This is a genomic window from Streptomyces sp. Mut1 (assembly GCF_030719295.1).
GTDB lineage: Bacteria > Actinomycetota > Actinomycetes > Streptomycetales > Streptomycetaceae > Streptomyces > Streptomyces castrisilvae.
In genome coordinates this window covers 7,239,035-7,252,630 of record NZ_CP120997.1, presented here as the reverse complement: position 1 = coordinate 7,252,630, position 13,596 = coordinate 7,239,035, and the positions used below count along the sequence as shown (strand labels likewise).

Annotated in this window: 15 protein-coding genes; 9 read left to right on the top strand and 6 right to left on the bottom strand. The window is 72.7% G+C overall.

Translation table 11 applies throughout. The features are described 5' to 3' along the window. The first annotated feature begins 1 nt into the window (after position 1). From P8A18_RS31345 to P8A18_RS31335, 3 genes are all read left to right on the top strand, one after another. On the top strand, positions 2 to 1,012 hold the full coding sequence (locus P8A18_RS31345; RefSeq protein WP_018552256.1) for a carbohydrate ABC transporter permease: 1,011 nt from the start codon (positions 2 to 4) through the stop codon (positions 1,010 to 1,012). Between the two features lie 61 nt (positions 1,013 to 1,073). Further along, entirely contained in the window at positions 1,074 to 1,913 is an 840-nt protein-coding gene (locus P8A18_RS31340) for a carbohydrate ABC transporter permease (protein ID WP_018552257.1), read from the top strand. Between the two features lie 20 nt (positions 1,914 to 1,933). Further along, on the top strand, positions 1,934 to 3,292 hold the full coding sequence (locus P8A18_RS31335) for a GH1 family beta-glucosidase (protein WP_306060059.1): 1,359 nt from the start codon (positions 1,934 to 1,936) through the stop codon (positions 3,290 to 3,292). Between the two features lie 73 nt (positions 3,293 to 3,365). On the opposite strand, the gene P8A18_RS31330 is transcribed toward P8A18_RS31335, so the two are convergent. Both P8A18_RS31330 and P8A18_RS31325 read right to left on the bottom strand, forming a co-directional pair. After that, a complete protein-coding gene (locus P8A18_RS31330) occupies positions 3,366 to 3,947 on the bottom strand; it encodes a TetR/AcrR family transcriptional regulator (protein WP_306061262.1) in 582 nt (193 codons plus the stop codon). A gap of 230 nt (positions 3,948 to 4,177) precedes the next feature. Beyond that, positions 4,178 to 4,300, bottom strand: coding sequence for a hypothetical protein (locus P8A18_RS31325; RefSeq protein ID WP_306060057.1), 123 nt, complete (start codon positions 4,298 to 4,300; stop codon positions 4,178 to 4,180). A gap of 266 nt (positions 4,301 to 4,566) precedes the next feature. Here P8A18_RS31325 and gnd point away from each other — a divergent pair, with 266 nt between their 5' ends. After that, positions 4,567 to 6,009 carry an NADP-dependent phosphogluconate dehydrogenase gene (gnd, locus tag P8A18_RS31320; protein WP_306060055.1) on the top strand — a complete coding sequence of 481 codons (1,443 nt, stop codon included), beginning with the start codon at positions 4,567 to 4,569 and terminating at the stop codon, positions 6,007 to 6,009. Positions 6,010 to 6,039: 30 nt separating this feature from the next. Here gnd and P8A18_RS31315 read toward each other — a convergent pair whose 3' ends face one another. Then, complete coding sequence (locus P8A18_RS31315; protein ID WP_306060053.1) at positions 6,040 to 6,735, bottom strand: type 1 glutamine amidotransferase domain-containing protein; 696 nt, start codon at positions 6,733 to 6,735, stop codon at positions 6,040 to 6,042. 429 nt (positions 6,736 to 7,164) lie between these two features. On the opposite strand from P8A18_RS31315, the gene P8A18_RS31310 reads away from it, so the two are divergent. The 5 genes from P8A18_RS31310 to P8A18_RS31290 all read left to right on the top strand — a co-directional run bounded on the left by P8A18_RS31310 (position 7,165) and on the right by P8A18_RS31290 (position 12,184). Further along, positions 7,165 to 7,911 (top strand): MgtC/SapB family protein, encoded by a 747-nt coding sequence (locus tag P8A18_RS31310; RefSeq protein ID WP_306060051.1) that lies wholly within the window; start codon positions 7,165 to 7,167, stop codon positions 7,909 to 7,911. 61 nt (positions 7,912 to 7,972) lie between these two features. Then, positions 7,973 to 9,613: a PucR family transcriptional regulator gene (locus tag P8A18_RS31305; protein WP_306060049.1), complete on the top strand. Its 1,641-nt coding sequence runs from the start codon at positions 7,973 to 7,975 to the stop codon at positions 9,611 to 9,613. Between the two features lie 156 nt (positions 9,614 to 9,769). Continuing rightward, the gene (locus P8A18_RS31300) at positions 9,770 to 11,161 is read left to right on the top strand and encodes a type III PLP-dependent enzyme domain-containing protein (RefSeq protein WP_306060047.1); all 1,392 of its coding nucleotides are present in this window, start codon (positions 9,770 to 9,772) and stop codon (positions 11,159 to 11,161) included. A 100-nt stretch (positions 11,162 to 11,261) separates the two neighbouring features. Next, positions 11,262 to 11,738, top strand: coding sequence for a MarR family winged helix-turn-helix transcriptional regulator (locus P8A18_RS31295; RefSeq protein ID WP_306060045.1), 477 nt, complete (start codon positions 11,262 to 11,264; stop codon positions 11,736 to 11,738). Between the two features lie 2 nt (positions 11,739 to 11,740). Then, positions 11,741 to 12,184, top strand: a complete 444-nt coding sequence (locus P8A18_RS31290; protein ID WP_306060043.1) for a winged helix DNA-binding protein — start codon at positions 11,741 to 11,743, stop codon at positions 12,182 to 12,184. Between the two features lie 60 nt (positions 12,185 to 12,244). Here the strand turns inward: P8A18_RS31290 and P8A18_RS31285 are convergent, their stop codons facing one another. The 3 genes from P8A18_RS31285 to P8A18_RS31275 form a co-directional block, all read right to left on the bottom strand. Next, complete coding sequence (locus P8A18_RS31285) at positions 12,245 to 12,469, bottom strand: hypothetical protein (RefSeq protein WP_306060041.1); 225 nt, start codon at positions 12,467 to 12,469, stop codon at positions 12,245 to 12,247. A gap of 108 nt (positions 12,470 to 12,577) precedes the next feature. Then, on the bottom strand, positions 12,578 to 13,216 hold the full coding sequence (locus tag P8A18_RS31280) for an aspartate/glutamate racemase family protein (RefSeq protein ID WP_306061260.1): 639 nt from the start codon (positions 13,214 to 13,216) through the stop codon (positions 12,578 to 12,580). 24 nt (positions 13,217 to 13,240) lie between these two features. Continuing rightward, entirely contained in the window at positions 13,241 to 13,594 is a 354-nt protein-coding gene (locus tag P8A18_RS31275) for a GNAT family N-acetyltransferase (RefSeq protein ID WP_306060039.1), read from the bottom strand. Positions 13,595 to 13,596 lie beyond the last annotated feature (2 nt).

The following is a 13,596-nucleotide window of genomic DNA, read 5'->3' as shown; positions in this document are numbered from 1 at the left end:
CATGACCGCCACCGTGACCACCGACAGCCTGACGGAAAAGTCGGACAGGGTGACGAGCCGGGGCAGCGGGGGTGCGCGCAGGAGACTGCCGCGCATCCCCGACCGGATCCGCCAGGGCGGACTGCCCTATCTCCTGCTCCTGCCGGCCGTCCTGCTCGAACTCCTCGTCCATGTGATTCCGATGATCATCGGAATCGTGATGAGCTTCCGCCAGTTCACGCAGTTCTACATCAACAACTGGGGCGGGGCGCCCTGGAGCGGCTTCGACAACTACAAGATCGCCGTCGACTTCAACGCCCCGATCGGCGAGGCACTGCTCCACTCGTTCCTCGTCACTTGCGTCTTCACGTTCTTCGCCGTCGGCCTGGCGTGGCTGTTCGGGGTCGCGGCGGCGATCATGCTCCAGGAGAACTTCCGCGGCAGGGGCTTCCTGCGGGCGATCTTCCTCGTCCCGTACGCCCTGCCGGTCTACGCGGCCGTCATCACCTGGGCCTTCATGTTCCAGCGGGACAACGGCCTGATCAACCACGTGCTGCACGACCAGCTAGGCATCACCGACCAGCCGTCGTTCTGGCTGATCGGCGACAACAGCATCTACGCGCTGATCATCGTCTCGGTCTGGAAGGGCTGGCCCTTCGCCTTCCTGATCGTGATGGCGGGGCTGCAGAACATCCCGCGCGAACTGTACGAGGCCGCCTCGATCGACGGCGCCGGCATCTGGCAGCAGATCCGCAAGATCACGCTGCCTTCGCTGCGCCCGGTCAACCAGGTGCTGGTGCTGGTGCTGTTCCTCTGGACGTTCAACGACTTCAACACGCCGTACGTGCTGTTCGGGAAGGCCGCCCCGGAGAACGCGGACCTCATCTCGATCCACATCTACCAGTCCTCGTTCGTCACCTGGAACTTCGGCACCGGCTCCGCGATGTCCGTGCTCCTGCTGCTGTTCCTGCTCGTCGTGACGGCCGTCTACCTGCTCATCACCTCACGCGGAAGGAAGGGTGCCGATGCCTAGCCATGCCCAGCCGTCCGCGCTGCCGGCGAAGACGGGAGGGCGTTCGCGCTCCCGTTCCCCGATGGCCGCGCCGCAGTCCTTCCTCTGGACCCGCCGCGTCATCCTGACGTTCCTGGCCGTGTTCGCCCTGCTGCCCGTCTATGTGATGGTCAGCAGCTCGCTCAAGCCGCTCCAGGACGTCTCGGGGAAGTTCCACTGGATACCCTCAGGGCTGACCATCAAGCCCTACTTCGACATCTGGGACACCGTCCCGCTCGCCCGATACTTCGTGAACTCGCTGATCGTGGCGGGTACGGCGACGGTCCTCTCGGTGATCATCGCGGTGTTCTCGGCCTACGCGGTGAGCCGCTACAAGTTCCGCGGCAAGCGGGTCTTCACCGTCACGGTGCTCTCCACGCAGATGTTCCCGGGCATCCTCTTCCTGCTCCCGCTGTTCCTCATCTTCGTCAACATCGGCAACAGCACGGGCATCGCCCTGTACGGCTCGCGCGGCGGGCTGATCCTCACCTATCTGACGTTCTCGCTGCCGTTCTCCATCTGGATGCTGATCGGCTACTTCGACTCGATCCCCCGGGACCTGGACGAGGCAGCCCTCGTCGACGGCTGCGGACCGATCGGCGCCCTGTTCCGGGTCGTCGTGCCGGCCGCGGTGCCCGGCATCGTCGCCGTCGCGGTGTACGCGTTCATGACGGCCTGGGGCGAGGTGCTCTTCGCCTCGGTCATGACCAACGACACCACCCGCACGCTGGCCGTCGGCCTCCAGGGCTACGCCACACAGAACGACGTCTACTGGAACCAGGTCATGGCCGCCTCCCTCGTCGTCAGCGTCCCGATCGTCGCCGGCTTCCTGCTCCTGCAGCGCTATCTGGTCGCCGGCCTCACCGCGGGAGCCGTCAAGTGACCGCCAAGGAAAGGAAGTCCGTGAACGACCTCAGCGCCCTCCCGGCCGACTTCACCTGGGGCGTCGCCACAGCCGCGTACCAGATCGAGGGAGCCGTGGCCGAGGACGGCCGCGCCCCCTCCATCTGGGACACGTTCTCCCACACCCCGGGCAAGGTGGCCGGCGGCGACACCGGTGACGTGGCCTGCGACCACTACCACCGGGTGCCGGAGGACATCGGCCTGATCAAGGAGGTCGGTGCGAACGCGTACCGCTTCTCGCTCGCCTGGCCGCGGATCGTGCCCGGCGGCGACGGGCCGGTCAACGCGGCCGGCCTCGACTTCTACGACCGGCTGGTCGACGGTCTCCTGGACGCCGGGATCACCCCGTTCGCCACGCTCTACCACTGGGACCTCCCGCAGGCCCTCCAGGACCGGGGCGGCTGGACCGTACGGGAGACCGCGGAGCACTTCGCCGCGTACACCTCGGTGGTCGTGGAACGGCTCGGCGACCGGGTCAAGGACTGGGCGACCCTGAACGAGCCCCTCTGCTCGGCCTGGATCGGCCATCTGGAGGGCACGATGGCGCCGGGTCTCACCGACCTGACCGCCGCCGTGCGGGCCTCCTACCACCTGCACCTCGGGCACGGCCTCGCCGTCCGGGCGATCCGGAGCCTCTCCCCCGACGCCCGCGTCGGCATCGTCAACAACCTGAGCCCGGTGGAGGCGGCCACCGACCGCGAGGCCGACCGGGCGGCCGCGGTGCGCGGCGACGGGCACATCAACCGCTGGTGGCTCGACCCGATCCTGGGGCGCGGCTACCCGCAGGACATGGTCGACCTGTACGGGGTCGAACTCCCCGTGCGGGACGGCGACATGGAGCTGATCGCGGCGCCGCTGGACTGGCTGGGCGTGAACTACTACTTCCGCCAGGTCGTCACCGCCGACCCGGCCGGCCCCGTCCCGCACACCAAGCAGGTCTACCTGCCCGGCTCCCGCCACACCCACATGGACTGGGAGGTGCACGCCCAGGGCCTGGAGCAGCTGCTCCTGCGCCTGACCGAGGAGTACGGCGTCGAGCGCATATACGTCACCGAGAACGGCTCGGCCTACCAGGACGTCGTACTCGCCGACGGGTCGGTGCACGACCCCGAGCGGACCCAGTACCTGGAGGAACACCTCGCGGCCTGCGCCCGCGCCGTCCGCAAGGGCGCCCCGCTGGCCGGTTACTTCGCCTGGTCCCTCCTGGACAACTTCGAGTGGGCGTACGGCTACGACAAGCGGTTCGGCCTGGTCCACGTCGACTACGCGACCCAGCGCCGCACGGTCAAGAGCAGCGGCCGGCGCTACGCCGAGCTGATCCGCGAAGCGGCGGCCGACCGCGACGGCAAGGCCGCCTGACCCGGCGCCCTGCCCCCAGCAGCCTCCGGCCGCGGCGGACTACCGCCGCCGCCGGAGGTTTCGCGCCGTGTACTCACTGTCCGCCGGTCGCCGACGCCCAGTTCGTCAGAAGGAAGTGCAGCCCCTCCACCGCATGCTCCCAGGAGGTCTGCACGGGCCGCGGCGCCTCGAAGCCGCCGTCGGCCTCCAGGGCGGTGAACCCGTGGAAGGTGCTGCGCAGCAGCCGTACCGCGTCGGTGAGGGCGGGTTCGGTCAGACCGTACGCGCGCAGCATCGCCGACGTGGTGCGCAGGGTGCGGTGGTACGCGGGTGCCTCGGCGACGATCGCGGGGTCGACCCGCATCCGCGTGGCCTCGTACCGGCCGGGGCACTCCAGCGCGAAGGTGCGGTAGGCGTCGGCGAACGCGATCAGCGCGTCCTTTCCGGCCCGGCCGGCCACCGCCGCCTCGATCCGGTCGATGAACTCCTCGGCGGCCAGCAGCGCGACCCGGGTCCGCAGGTCGTTCAGGTTCTTGACGTGGGAGTAGAGGCTGGCGTCCTTGACGCCGAAGCCGCGGGCCAGCGCCGAGATGGTGACCTTGCCGAAGCCGGCCGAGTCAGCCAGGTCGGCCGCCGCCGCCACGACACGCTCGGTGGTGAGCCCCGCGCGAACCATCCCCACCCCCGCCGTCGCATTTCCTAGGACCCTTAGCTTTCCCGAATATACACAGGAGCCCGCAGTGGTCACGGATCACCGTGACCACTGCGGGCTTCCGTACCGTGCCGACAGCGGGGAGTGGGCCGGCACGGTGGTCCGGAACAGCCGGGAGAGCGCTCTCCCATGTGCGTTGTCAGTGTTGCGCCGCTGTCGACGGAGTGTCAAGAGTTGGCGTGGAACGGCCTTGCTCAGACGTGCACCGGGAAGGACGCCTGGTGGGCCGGACGCGGTTCGGCACCGTCACCGATCCCGCCGAGGATGTCGTCCAGGGCCAGGAACTCCTCCCACGGCTCCCGGCCACTCGCACGCACCAGGTGCGTGACGACGAGGTCCGGGCAGGAGCGGCGGGGCGCCCTCGTCGTACAGGGCGCGGGACAGCGGATCGCGGTACGGCGGCACCGCGACAGGCCGGCGGGACGCGGGCGCCCGGCCCCACCGGTCCAGCCCGGTTCCAAGGGGGAGCCGTTACCGTCCGCCCGTTGAACAGGCCGTCCCCCGCCCCCGTATCCATACTGGACAACGCCGGCTGCCGCAGCCCCGGCTCCCGGCTTCCCCCGCCTACCGCAGGAGCAGACAGATGAGCGCAACCGCGCAGATCGGCGTCACCGGGCTAGCGGTGATGGGCCGCAACCTGGCTCGCAACTTCGCCCGCAACGGCTTCACGGTCGCCGTGCACAACCGCACGGAGAGCAGGACCGACGCCCTGGTCGAGGAGTTCGGCGGCGAGGGTTCCTTCGTCGCCGCGCACAGCCCCGAGGAGTTCGTCCGGTCCCTGGAACGCCCGCGCCGCCTGGTCGTCATGGTGAAGGCGGGCGAGCCGACGGACGCGGTCATCCAGGAGTTCGCCGCGCTGCTCGACGAGGGCGACGTCATCATCGACGGCGGCAACGCCCACTTCGAGGACACCCGGCGCCGGGAGAAGGAGCTGCGCGAGCGCGGCATCCACTTCGTGGGCGCGGGCATTTCCGGCGGTGAGGAGGGCGCGCTGAACGGCCCGAGCATCATGCCGGGCGGCTCCTCCGAGTCGTACGAGTCGCTGGGTCCGATGCTGGAGAGGATCGCGGCGAAGGCCGAGGACGGCACGCCCTGTACGGCGCACATCGGGCCGGACGGCGCCGGCCACTTCGTCAAGATGGTGCACAACGGCATCGAGTACGCCGACATGCAGCTGATCGCCGAGGCGTACGACCTGCTGCGCACGGTGGCCGGCTACTCCCCGGCGAGGATCGCCGAAACGTTCCGCGGCTGGAACACCGGCCGCCTCGACTCGTATCTGATCGAGATCACGGCCGAGGTCCTGGCCCACACCGACGCGGCCACCGGCAGGCCGTTCGTGGACATCGTGCAGGACCGGGCGGAGCAGAAGGGCACCGGGCGCTGGACGGTGCAGATCGCCCTCGATCTGGGTGTGCCCGTCTCCGGCATCGCGGAGGCGGTCTTCGCCCGTTCGCTGTCCGGGCACAGCGATCTGCGCGAGGCGGCGCGGGGTCTGGCGGGCCCCACGGCCACCCCGCTCGGCGAGCGTGAGGCCGCCGCCTTCGCGGACCGGGTCGAGCAGGCGCTGTACGCGTCCAAGATCGTCTCGTACACGCAGGGGTTCCACCAGATCCGGGCGGGCAGCGAGGCGTACGGCTGGAACATCGATCTGGGCTCGGTGGCCTCGATCTGGCGGGCCGGCTGCATCATCCGGGCGGCGTTCCTCGACCGCATCCGCGCGGCCTACGACGCACAGCCGGGGCTGCTGAGCCTGCTGTCCGACGAGCAGTTCGCCGAGGAGATCGGCGCGGCGCAGGACGACTGGCGCTCGGTGGTGGCCGAGGCGGTGCGGCAGGGGGTGCCGACCCCCGGGTTCGCCGCGGCCCTCTCGTACTACGACGGCCTGCGCGCCGACCGGCTGCCGGCGGCGCTCACCCAGGGGCAGCGGGACTTCTTCGGCGCGCACACCTACCGGCGGACCGACCGCGAGGGCTCCTTCCACACCCTCTGGGGCGGGGACAGGAGCGAGGTCGAGGCCGGCTGAGCGGGTCGCCCGGGGCCCTGCGGCGGTCCCTCAGCGCAGTCGTTTGAGCAGTTCACCGGCGAGCGGAGCGGCCGACGCAGGGTTCTGGCCGGTGACCAGACTGCGGTCCACGACCACGTGCGGGGCCCACGGCTCGCCCTCCTGGAAATCGGCCCCGATCTCCACGAGGCGGTCCTGGAGCAGCCACTTGGCCTTGTCGGCGAATCCCGCCTGGCTCTCCTCCGTGTTGGTGAAACCGGTGAGCCGGTATCCGGCGAAGGTGTGGCCGCCGTCGTCGTCGGTTGCCGCGAGCAGGGCGGCCGGGGCGTGGCAGACGATGCCCAGGGGCATGCCCGACTCCAGGGCCCGGTTCAGCAGCCGGCCGGAGTCGGCGTTCACCGCCAGGTCCTCCATGGGGCCGTGTCCGCCGGGGTAGAACACCGCCGCGTAATCCGTGGGATCGATGTCCTCCACCCTGAGCGGGTGTTCGAGTTCGGTCATGCCGGCGACGGCCGCGGCCATCCGGTCGGCGTTCTCCTGGCCGTCGTTGAACTCGGGAGCAAGGCTGCCCCGGTCGACAGTGGGCACCACACCGCCGGGGGTGGCGACGACGATCTCGTGCCCCGCCGCCTCGAACGCCTCGTAGGGGGCGACGATCTCCTCCGCCCAGAAGCCGGTCGGATGTTCGGTCCCGTCGGCGAGCGTCCAATGGTCGGCGCCGGTCACAACGAACAGAATCTTTGCCACGTCATATCTTCCGCAGAGCCGGGTCGTCACCGCCCGGGAGGGTTTCGCGTGACGGCGATCCGGAAAGGGGGCGCCGTCACGCCGGGAGGCAGACCGTACGACCGCTGCCGTGCGAGGCATACGCGGGCCGCCGCGTGGGAACGGCGGTGCATCCCATGGGATGACGGCGATGAAGCAGACGGCGGTCCCCGGCCCCGCTGACGCCTTCCCTGGCCGGGCGGGGTGAAACCACGTCATCCCCCGGCGGCCCCGGTGCGGGAGTCACCGCCGTCGGTACGGGTACGGTGGTGATCGCGCCGCCGCACCAGCGCACCGCCCGGCCCGGTGGAGCCCCGGCGCTTCCCCTTCCGGGGGCCGGCCGCCCGGGAGGACGAGGGGTGGCCGTCCGGCACGACGCGCCGGACCGGCCCGACGGGCATCGGAGGTCTCGTGACACTCGACATCAACGAACCGTTCGGTCAGAACTGGACGCACGCGGCGCAGTTCGGCATCGCGTTCGTCCTGTCGTGTGCGATCGGTATCGAGCGTGAGATCCGCCAGAAGGCGGCAGGGCTGCGCACGTACACGATCGTCGGCCTCGGCGCCGCGCTCTTCACACTGGTCAGCAAATTCGGCTTCTCCGACGTCGTGGTCACGGGGCAGGTCGAGCTGGACCCGTCCCGGGTCGCGGCGCAGATCGTCTCCGGGCTCGGGTTCATCGGCGGCGGCGTCATCTTCGTCCACCGCGGCTCGGTGCGCGGCCTGACCACGGCGGCCTCGATCTGGCTCACCGCCGCCGTGGGCTGCGCGGCCGGAGCCGGGCTGCCCGTCCTCGCGACGCTGGCCACCCTCGCGTACTTCCTCGTGTCCTACGGCGTCCGCCCCCTCGCCCACCGGCTCCCCGCCCTGCGCAACGCCTCGATCGGCTACCGGATCACCTATACCGAGGGCGTCGGCGCGCTGCGGGAACTCGTCAACCACTGCACGGAGACCGGGTTCGCCGTCTCGGAGCTGACCACGCTCTCCGCCGACGGCTCGGGTCTGTTCCGGCGCCGCCGCTCGCAGCCGGACGCCGAGCGGACCGTCGAAGTCGCGCTGAGCGTGCAGGGACGCGGCGACCCGGACGCCCTGACGGCACGGCTGGCGGGCACGGTGGGGGTCCTGGCGTGCAACCGCAGCGACCTCGCCGACGAGTGAGCGGGGACCGGCCGCGCGAGGGACGGTCCCGCCTGCCCGTGCGCTCGTATGCTCGGCTGCCATGACGAGCCGTACGCCCGCCCCGGCGCAGCCGTCCGTCGCGCTGCGCGAGATCCTCGCCTTCGACGACGGCGGGAGCCTGCGGCTGCTGCTGGCACCGGCCGGGCACGACGTCGGTGTACGGGGTGTGGCCGTGGGCGACGAGGGCCCGGCCCGGCCGCTCGACGGCTGTCTGGTGCTGCTGACCGGCCCGCCCTCCGCGTCCCCCGGCGCCGCCGACCCGGTACGGGCGGCGGCCGACCGCGGCGCGTCCGGTGTGGTGCTGCGGGAGGTGGAAGGGGTGGCCGCCGCCCCGCAGGTGCTCGCCGCGGCCGAGGAGGCGGGGGTCGCCCTGCTGACCCGCGCGGAGTGGGCCGACTGGACGGACACCGCGGCGCTGCTGCGGTCCGCGCTGGCCTGCGCGCGGGCGGGCCGGGGCGACGAGGGCCCGGGGCCAGCGGCCGGCGGCGCGGAGAGCCTGTCCGAACTCGCCGCGGCCGTGGCCGAGTACACCGGCGGTTCGATCACTATCGAGGACACGCGGCTGCGGGTGCTGGCCCACTCCGCCACCGGGCCGGACGCCGACGTGCTGCGCCGGTCCACCATCCTGGGCGGCCGGGTGCCGGACTGGCGGGTCGCGGAGCTGCGCCGCAGCGGCATGCTCCGGGCGCTGTGGACGTCCCGGGACGTGATCCACCGGGCGGCCGACGCCGAGGGACCCGAGCGCCTGATCATCGCGGTCCGCAGCGGCCCCGAAGTGCTCGGCTCGATCTGGGTGGCGGGTGACGGGCGCCCCCTGCGCGCGGGCGCTGCGGACGCGCTGCGCCGGGCCGCCGATGTCGCCGCTCCCCTGCTGGTGCGGCACCGGCTGCGCGAGAGCGGGGCAGCCCGCCGCAGCGAACTCGCGCTGCGCGGCCTGCTGTACGGGGACGGCGACGCCCGCACCCATGCCTGGTCGCTCGGCCTGTCCCCCGACGCGGCGTGCGCGGTCGTGGTCGCCGAACGCCGCGCGGCCGCCCCGGCCCCGGGCGACCGCACCCTCGATGTGCTCGCGCTCCAGGCGGTCACCTACCGGCCGTCGGTCCGGGTGCTGCGCGACGGTGAGCGGCTGCTGGTGCTGCTGCCCGTGGAGGCCGGGCCGGAGCGCGGCGCCCTCGCGCTGGCCCGGGAACTGGCGGTCTCGGCGGCGCCCGGGGGCGCCGGGGTGCTGGCGGGCGCCGGTCCGGTGGTCTCCGGCGCCCCCGGGGCGCGGGCCTCGTGCGAGGAGGCGCTGCTGATCGTGCGGGTGCTGCGCGAACGGGCGGGCGCGGAGACGGAGCCCGACGGCACGCGGGCCGGCAAGCCCTACGCGGATGCCGCGGGCGTGGGTCCCTCGCTGGACGTCGCCCGTGTCCTGGACGCCGCCCGCCCGGTCTGGGAGGCGGGAAACGGTCCCGTCCACGACCTCGTGCGCGCCGATCTGGCGGCGGGCGGTGAGCTGGTCCGTTCACTGGCGGCCTACCTCGACTCATCGGGCGACGTCGCCCGCGCGGCGGCCCGGCTGGTCGTCCACCCGAACACGCTGCGCTACCGGCTGCGGCGCGCCCGGGAGCGGTTCGGCGTGGACCTGGACGACCCCGACACCCGGCTGCTGGTGACCCTCGCCGTCCGGCTCAGCGGGTAGGTTGCCGTCTGTTCGCGCGGCTGCGGCGGGCAGGCCGCGTCCGTCGTCCCGTACGGCTCCCGACCACCGGGGCCATTGGCTGCCCGGCCAAGGTCGTGCGCCATTGTTGGCCGCCCAGACAGAGACCTGGGGGCACCCATCAACGAATCTGGCTCCATGAGCCCCTCATCGTCGCCTTCCGCCCTGTCCCCCTCCGCCTCCGTCCCGCCGGCGCCGGCCTCGTCCGCGCGGGTCGCGGCAGCGGTCCGGCAGGCCGTGGCCACCGGGCTGCTCGGCGAATCCAGCCCGGTCGCCGGCTTCATCGACACGGACGGCGTGCGCGCGTCGGTCGCCGCCCTGCACGAGGCGTTCCCCGGGGTGCCGTCCGTGCTGCACACCTTCGCCGCGAAGGCCTCCTCGCTGGTGCCCGTGCTGCGGCTGCTCGCCCGGTGCGGAATGGGCTGCGAGGTCGCGAGCCCGGGTGAGCTGAGGCTCGCGCTGGACGCCGGGTTCGCGCCGTCGAAGATCGTGCTGGACTCCCCCGCCAAGACCCGGGACGAGATCCGCCGCGCCCTGGCGGTCGGTGTGGCGATCAACGCCGACAACCTCGACGAGGTGGACCGGATCGCGTCGCTGCGCCCGTCCGACGCGGTGTCCGCCATCGGCCTGCGGGTCAACCCGCAGGTCGGCGGCGGCTCCATCGGCGCGATGAGCACGGCGACGGCCACGTCGAAGTTCGGCGTGGCGCTGCGTGACCCCGGCGCGCGCGAGCGGGTCGTGAAGGCGTTCGCCGCGCACCCGTGGCTGACCCGCCTGCACGCGCACGTCGGTTCGCAGGGCTGCTCCCTGGAGCTGATCGCGGCCGGGATCGGCGAGACGTACCGGCTGGCCGAGGAGATCAACGCCGCGCTCGGCCGCCGGCAGATCACCGGTCTCGACATCGGCGGCGGGCTCCCGGTCAACTTCGCCGACGACGAGGTCCGCCCCAGCTTCGCCGCGTACGCGGCGGCCCTGCGGGCGGCGGTGCCCGGCCTCTTCGACGGCCGGTACGAACTGGTCACCGAGTTCGGCCGCTCGCTCCTCGCGAAGAACGGGTTCATCGGGGCGCTGGTCGAGTACACGAAGGACGCGGGCGGTCGCCGCATAGCGCTCACCCACGCGGGCGCCCAGACCGCCACCCGTACCGTTTTCATGCCGGAGGCGTGGCCGCTGCGGGTCGGCGCCTTCGACGCCGAGGGGCGGCCCAAGGACGGGCCCGCGCTGGTCCAGGACGTCGCCGGCCCGTGCTGCTTCGCCGGGGACGTCGTCGCGCACGCCAGGGAACTGCCCGAACTGCGGGCCGGGGACTATGTGGTGCTGTACGACACGGGCGCGTACTACTTCTCCACGCCGTGGTCGTACAACAGCCTGCCGCGCCCGGCGGTGTACGGGTTCGACGTGGCGGAACGGGCCGGGCAGGAGGAGCCCGCGGTCCGCTTCGCGCCCGTGCGCGACGCCCAGACGCTCGACTCGGTCTCCGCCGAGAGCGGCCTCGCACACGCGGACGCGCTGCTCGCCCTGCGCGACTGAGGCGGCACGCACCGGCCCTGGGGGGACGCGACCGATGGCGGGCCGGGGAACGGACAGAATTTAGTAGCCATGTACATAGTAGCTATGTACGGTATCCATCATGAGCAACGCGATCGAAGGCGCGACGCCGGGTTTCCTGGTCTGGCGCCTGTCCATGAAATGGCGAGTGGCACTCGACCGGGCGCTGGCTCCGGTCGGCCTGACCCACGCGCAGTACTCGCTGGTGGCGTCCCTGCTGGGGATGGAGCGGGCGGGGCTGCGGCCGAGTCAGCGCGCACTCGCCGAGCACACCGGACTCGAAGCGCTCTACGTCTCGAAACTGGCCCGTGGCCTGGCGGCCGCGGGGCTTGTCGAGCGCGCCGCCGACCCCTCGGACAGCAGGGCGGTCCAGCTGTCGCTGACCGAGGAGGGCCGCGCGGCGGCGAGCCGCGCGGTCGAGGTGGTGCGGCAGCTGATCGATGAGCTACTGGCACCCCTGGGCGGGCTCGACGGACCGGCCACCGAGGCGTTCACCCAGGCGCTGACGGCACTGCTCGACGTGCCCGTTCCCGCCCTCACCAGTTCTCCCGAGGAGTGACCATGGCTACCGCACCCCCTGTCAACGGCCAGATCATCGGAATGGCGCACTACGCCACCCGGGCCGTCCTGGAACAGCTGCTCGCGACCACCGGCACCACCTTCCACCAGTCCGTCGCGCTGACCGCGACCGCCGACAGGGGCGGGACCGTCGAGCGCCGGCAGCTGGTCGAGCGCATGACCAGGGCGGTGAAGCTGGACGTGGCAGTGGTGGAGCGGACCCTGTCGGAGCTGACGTCGGCCGGACTGCTGGAGGAGCGGCCCGGCGAGCGCCCCCTGCTGGCCCTGACCGCCGAGGGCGAGGCGCTGGAGCGTTCGCACCGGGCAGGCGTCGCCGCGGTCACGGCCACGCTGTACGGGGACCTGCCGGCCGAGGACCTGGCCGCGGCGGGCCGGGTACTGACCGAGGTGACCGCGCGGGCCGACGCGGTGCTGGCCGCGGGCTGACCGCTCGCAGGCCGTGCCCGGAAGGTCCCGTCGTACGCTCGAAGAACGCGACCCGGCGGCTCAGCCGACCGGTGACGGCTCCGGCTCGGGCGGCGGCACCGGCTCGGGGTCCGGCGCCGGCGGCTGCGGGATCGGGTCGGGCGCGGGCCCCGGCGGGGTGGGCGAGGGCGGGGTGGGCGCGGGTCCCGGCGGGGTCGGCGTCGGCTCGGGCAGCGGCTGCGGCGGTCCCGGAATCGGCCCGGGGGTGGGCGGCGTCGGTACGGGGTCGGGGAACGGATGAGTCATCTCGGGCCTCCGAACGGTCGGGGGTGGCTCTCTTCCACCGTCTCCCGGAGCGGCTTCCCCCGCCCGGCGAGCCCATACGTACCAACCAAGGACGCTGCCCCGGCCGGCTCAGCGCCCGGCCGCCGCCACGGCGGCGGCCAGCCCGGGGCGCGGGCTGGACAGCACCGGGACCCGGGTCGCCGTACGGTCGGCCGCCCCGGCCATGGAGCCCTGCGCGAGCACGATCACATCGGCGTCCGTCACCGCGTCGGCCGCGGCGACGACGAGGTCCAGGCAGCCGTCCCCGTCACCGGCCGCGAAGCGCTCCCAGGCGCCCGCCACCAGCACGGTGCGCACATCCGCCGCGGGCAGCCCGGCCCTGAGCGCCTCCTCGGCGAGCAGTGCGCGGGTCGGTGCCAGGGTGGAGGCGAGGGTGGCGAGGACGGTGACCCGCCCCGCGCGGACGGCAGAGGCCGCCATCGGCCGGTCGACGCGCAGGACCGGGGCACCGAACGCAGGACCGGCGGACTCAGCTACGGCACCGATGGTCGAACAGGTGCAGAGCACCGCGTCCGCCCCCGCGGCGACCGCCTCGGCGACCAGCGTCTCCACCTCGTCCGCCACCGCCTCGGGGCCCAGGGCCACGGCCCGGGTGAGCAGTTCCTCGCGCACGACATGACGCAGGACGAGCCCCGGGTGGTCGGCGTCGCGCAGGGCGTCGAAGACCGGGACATGGACCGGCGAGGTGTGCAGCAGCACGAGCGTCATCGGTGACACGCCGGACCTCCGCCGTCAGTACAGCTCGGGGTGCGAGGCGAGCTGCACCTTCGCGCGCTCCACCAGCCCGGCCGGCGCCTCGGGGGCCTGCTCGGGATGGCGTGAGGCCCACTTGGCGGCGTACGGGCACAGCGGAACAACGGGCACACCCTCGCGACCCGCCATGGCGTAGAACTCCGCGACCAGCGCGCCCGCGACGCCCTTGGCCTCGTGCCCGGACTCGACGACCGTGTGCACGGCGACGAGAGCGGCGGGCTCGCCGTCCATCACGAAGTACGCGATGGTCCCGACGGCCCCACCGTCCTCGTACGCCAGCAGCTTGCCCGCTGCCCGGTCGTCACGGATCTCGGGCTCGGTCTGCTCTGCCATGA

Coding starts and splice junctions, on each gene's coding strand:
- P8A18_RS31345 (WP_018552256.1), top strand. CDS start 2: ATGACCGCCACCGTGACCACCGACAGCCTGACGGAAAAGTCGGACAGG.
- P8A18_RS31340 (WP_018552257.1), top strand. CDS start 1,074: ATGGCCGCGCCGCAGTCCTTCCTCTGGACCCGCCGCGTCATCCTGACG.
- P8A18_RS31330 (WP_306061262.1), bottom strand. CDS start 3,947: ATGGTTCGCGCGGGGCTCACCACCGAGCGTGTCGTGGCGGCGGCGGCC.
- gnd (WP_306060055.1), top strand. CDS start 4,567: ATGAGCGCAACCGCGCAGATCGGCGTCACCGGGCTAGCGGTGATGGGC.
- P8A18_RS31305 (WP_306060049.1), top strand. CDS start 7,973: ATGACGAGCCGTACGCCCGCCCCGGCGCAGCCGTCCGTCGCGCTGCGC.
- P8A18_RS31300 (WP_306060047.1), top strand. CDS start 9,770: ATGAGCCCCTCATCGTCGCCTTCCGCCCTGTCCCCCTCCGCCTCCGTC.
- P8A18_RS31295 (WP_306060045.1), top strand. CDS start 11,262: ATGAGCAACGCGATCGAAGGCGCGACGCCGGGTTTCCTGGTCTGGCGC.
- P8A18_RS31290 (WP_306060043.1), top strand. CDS start 11,741: ATGGCTACCGCACCCCCTGTCAACGGCCAGATCATCGGAATGGCGCAC.
- P8A18_RS31285 (WP_306060041.1), bottom strand. CDS start 12,469: ATGACTCATCCGTTCCCCGACCCCGTACCGACGCCGCCCACCCCCGGG.
- P8A18_RS31280 (WP_306061260.1), bottom strand. CDS start 13,216: ATGACGCTCGTGCTGCTGCACACCTCGCCGGTCCATGTCCCGGTCTTC.
- P8A18_RS31275 (WP_306060039.1), bottom strand. CDS start 13,594: ATGGCAGAGCAGACCGAGCCCGAGATCCGTGACGACCGGGCAGCGGGC.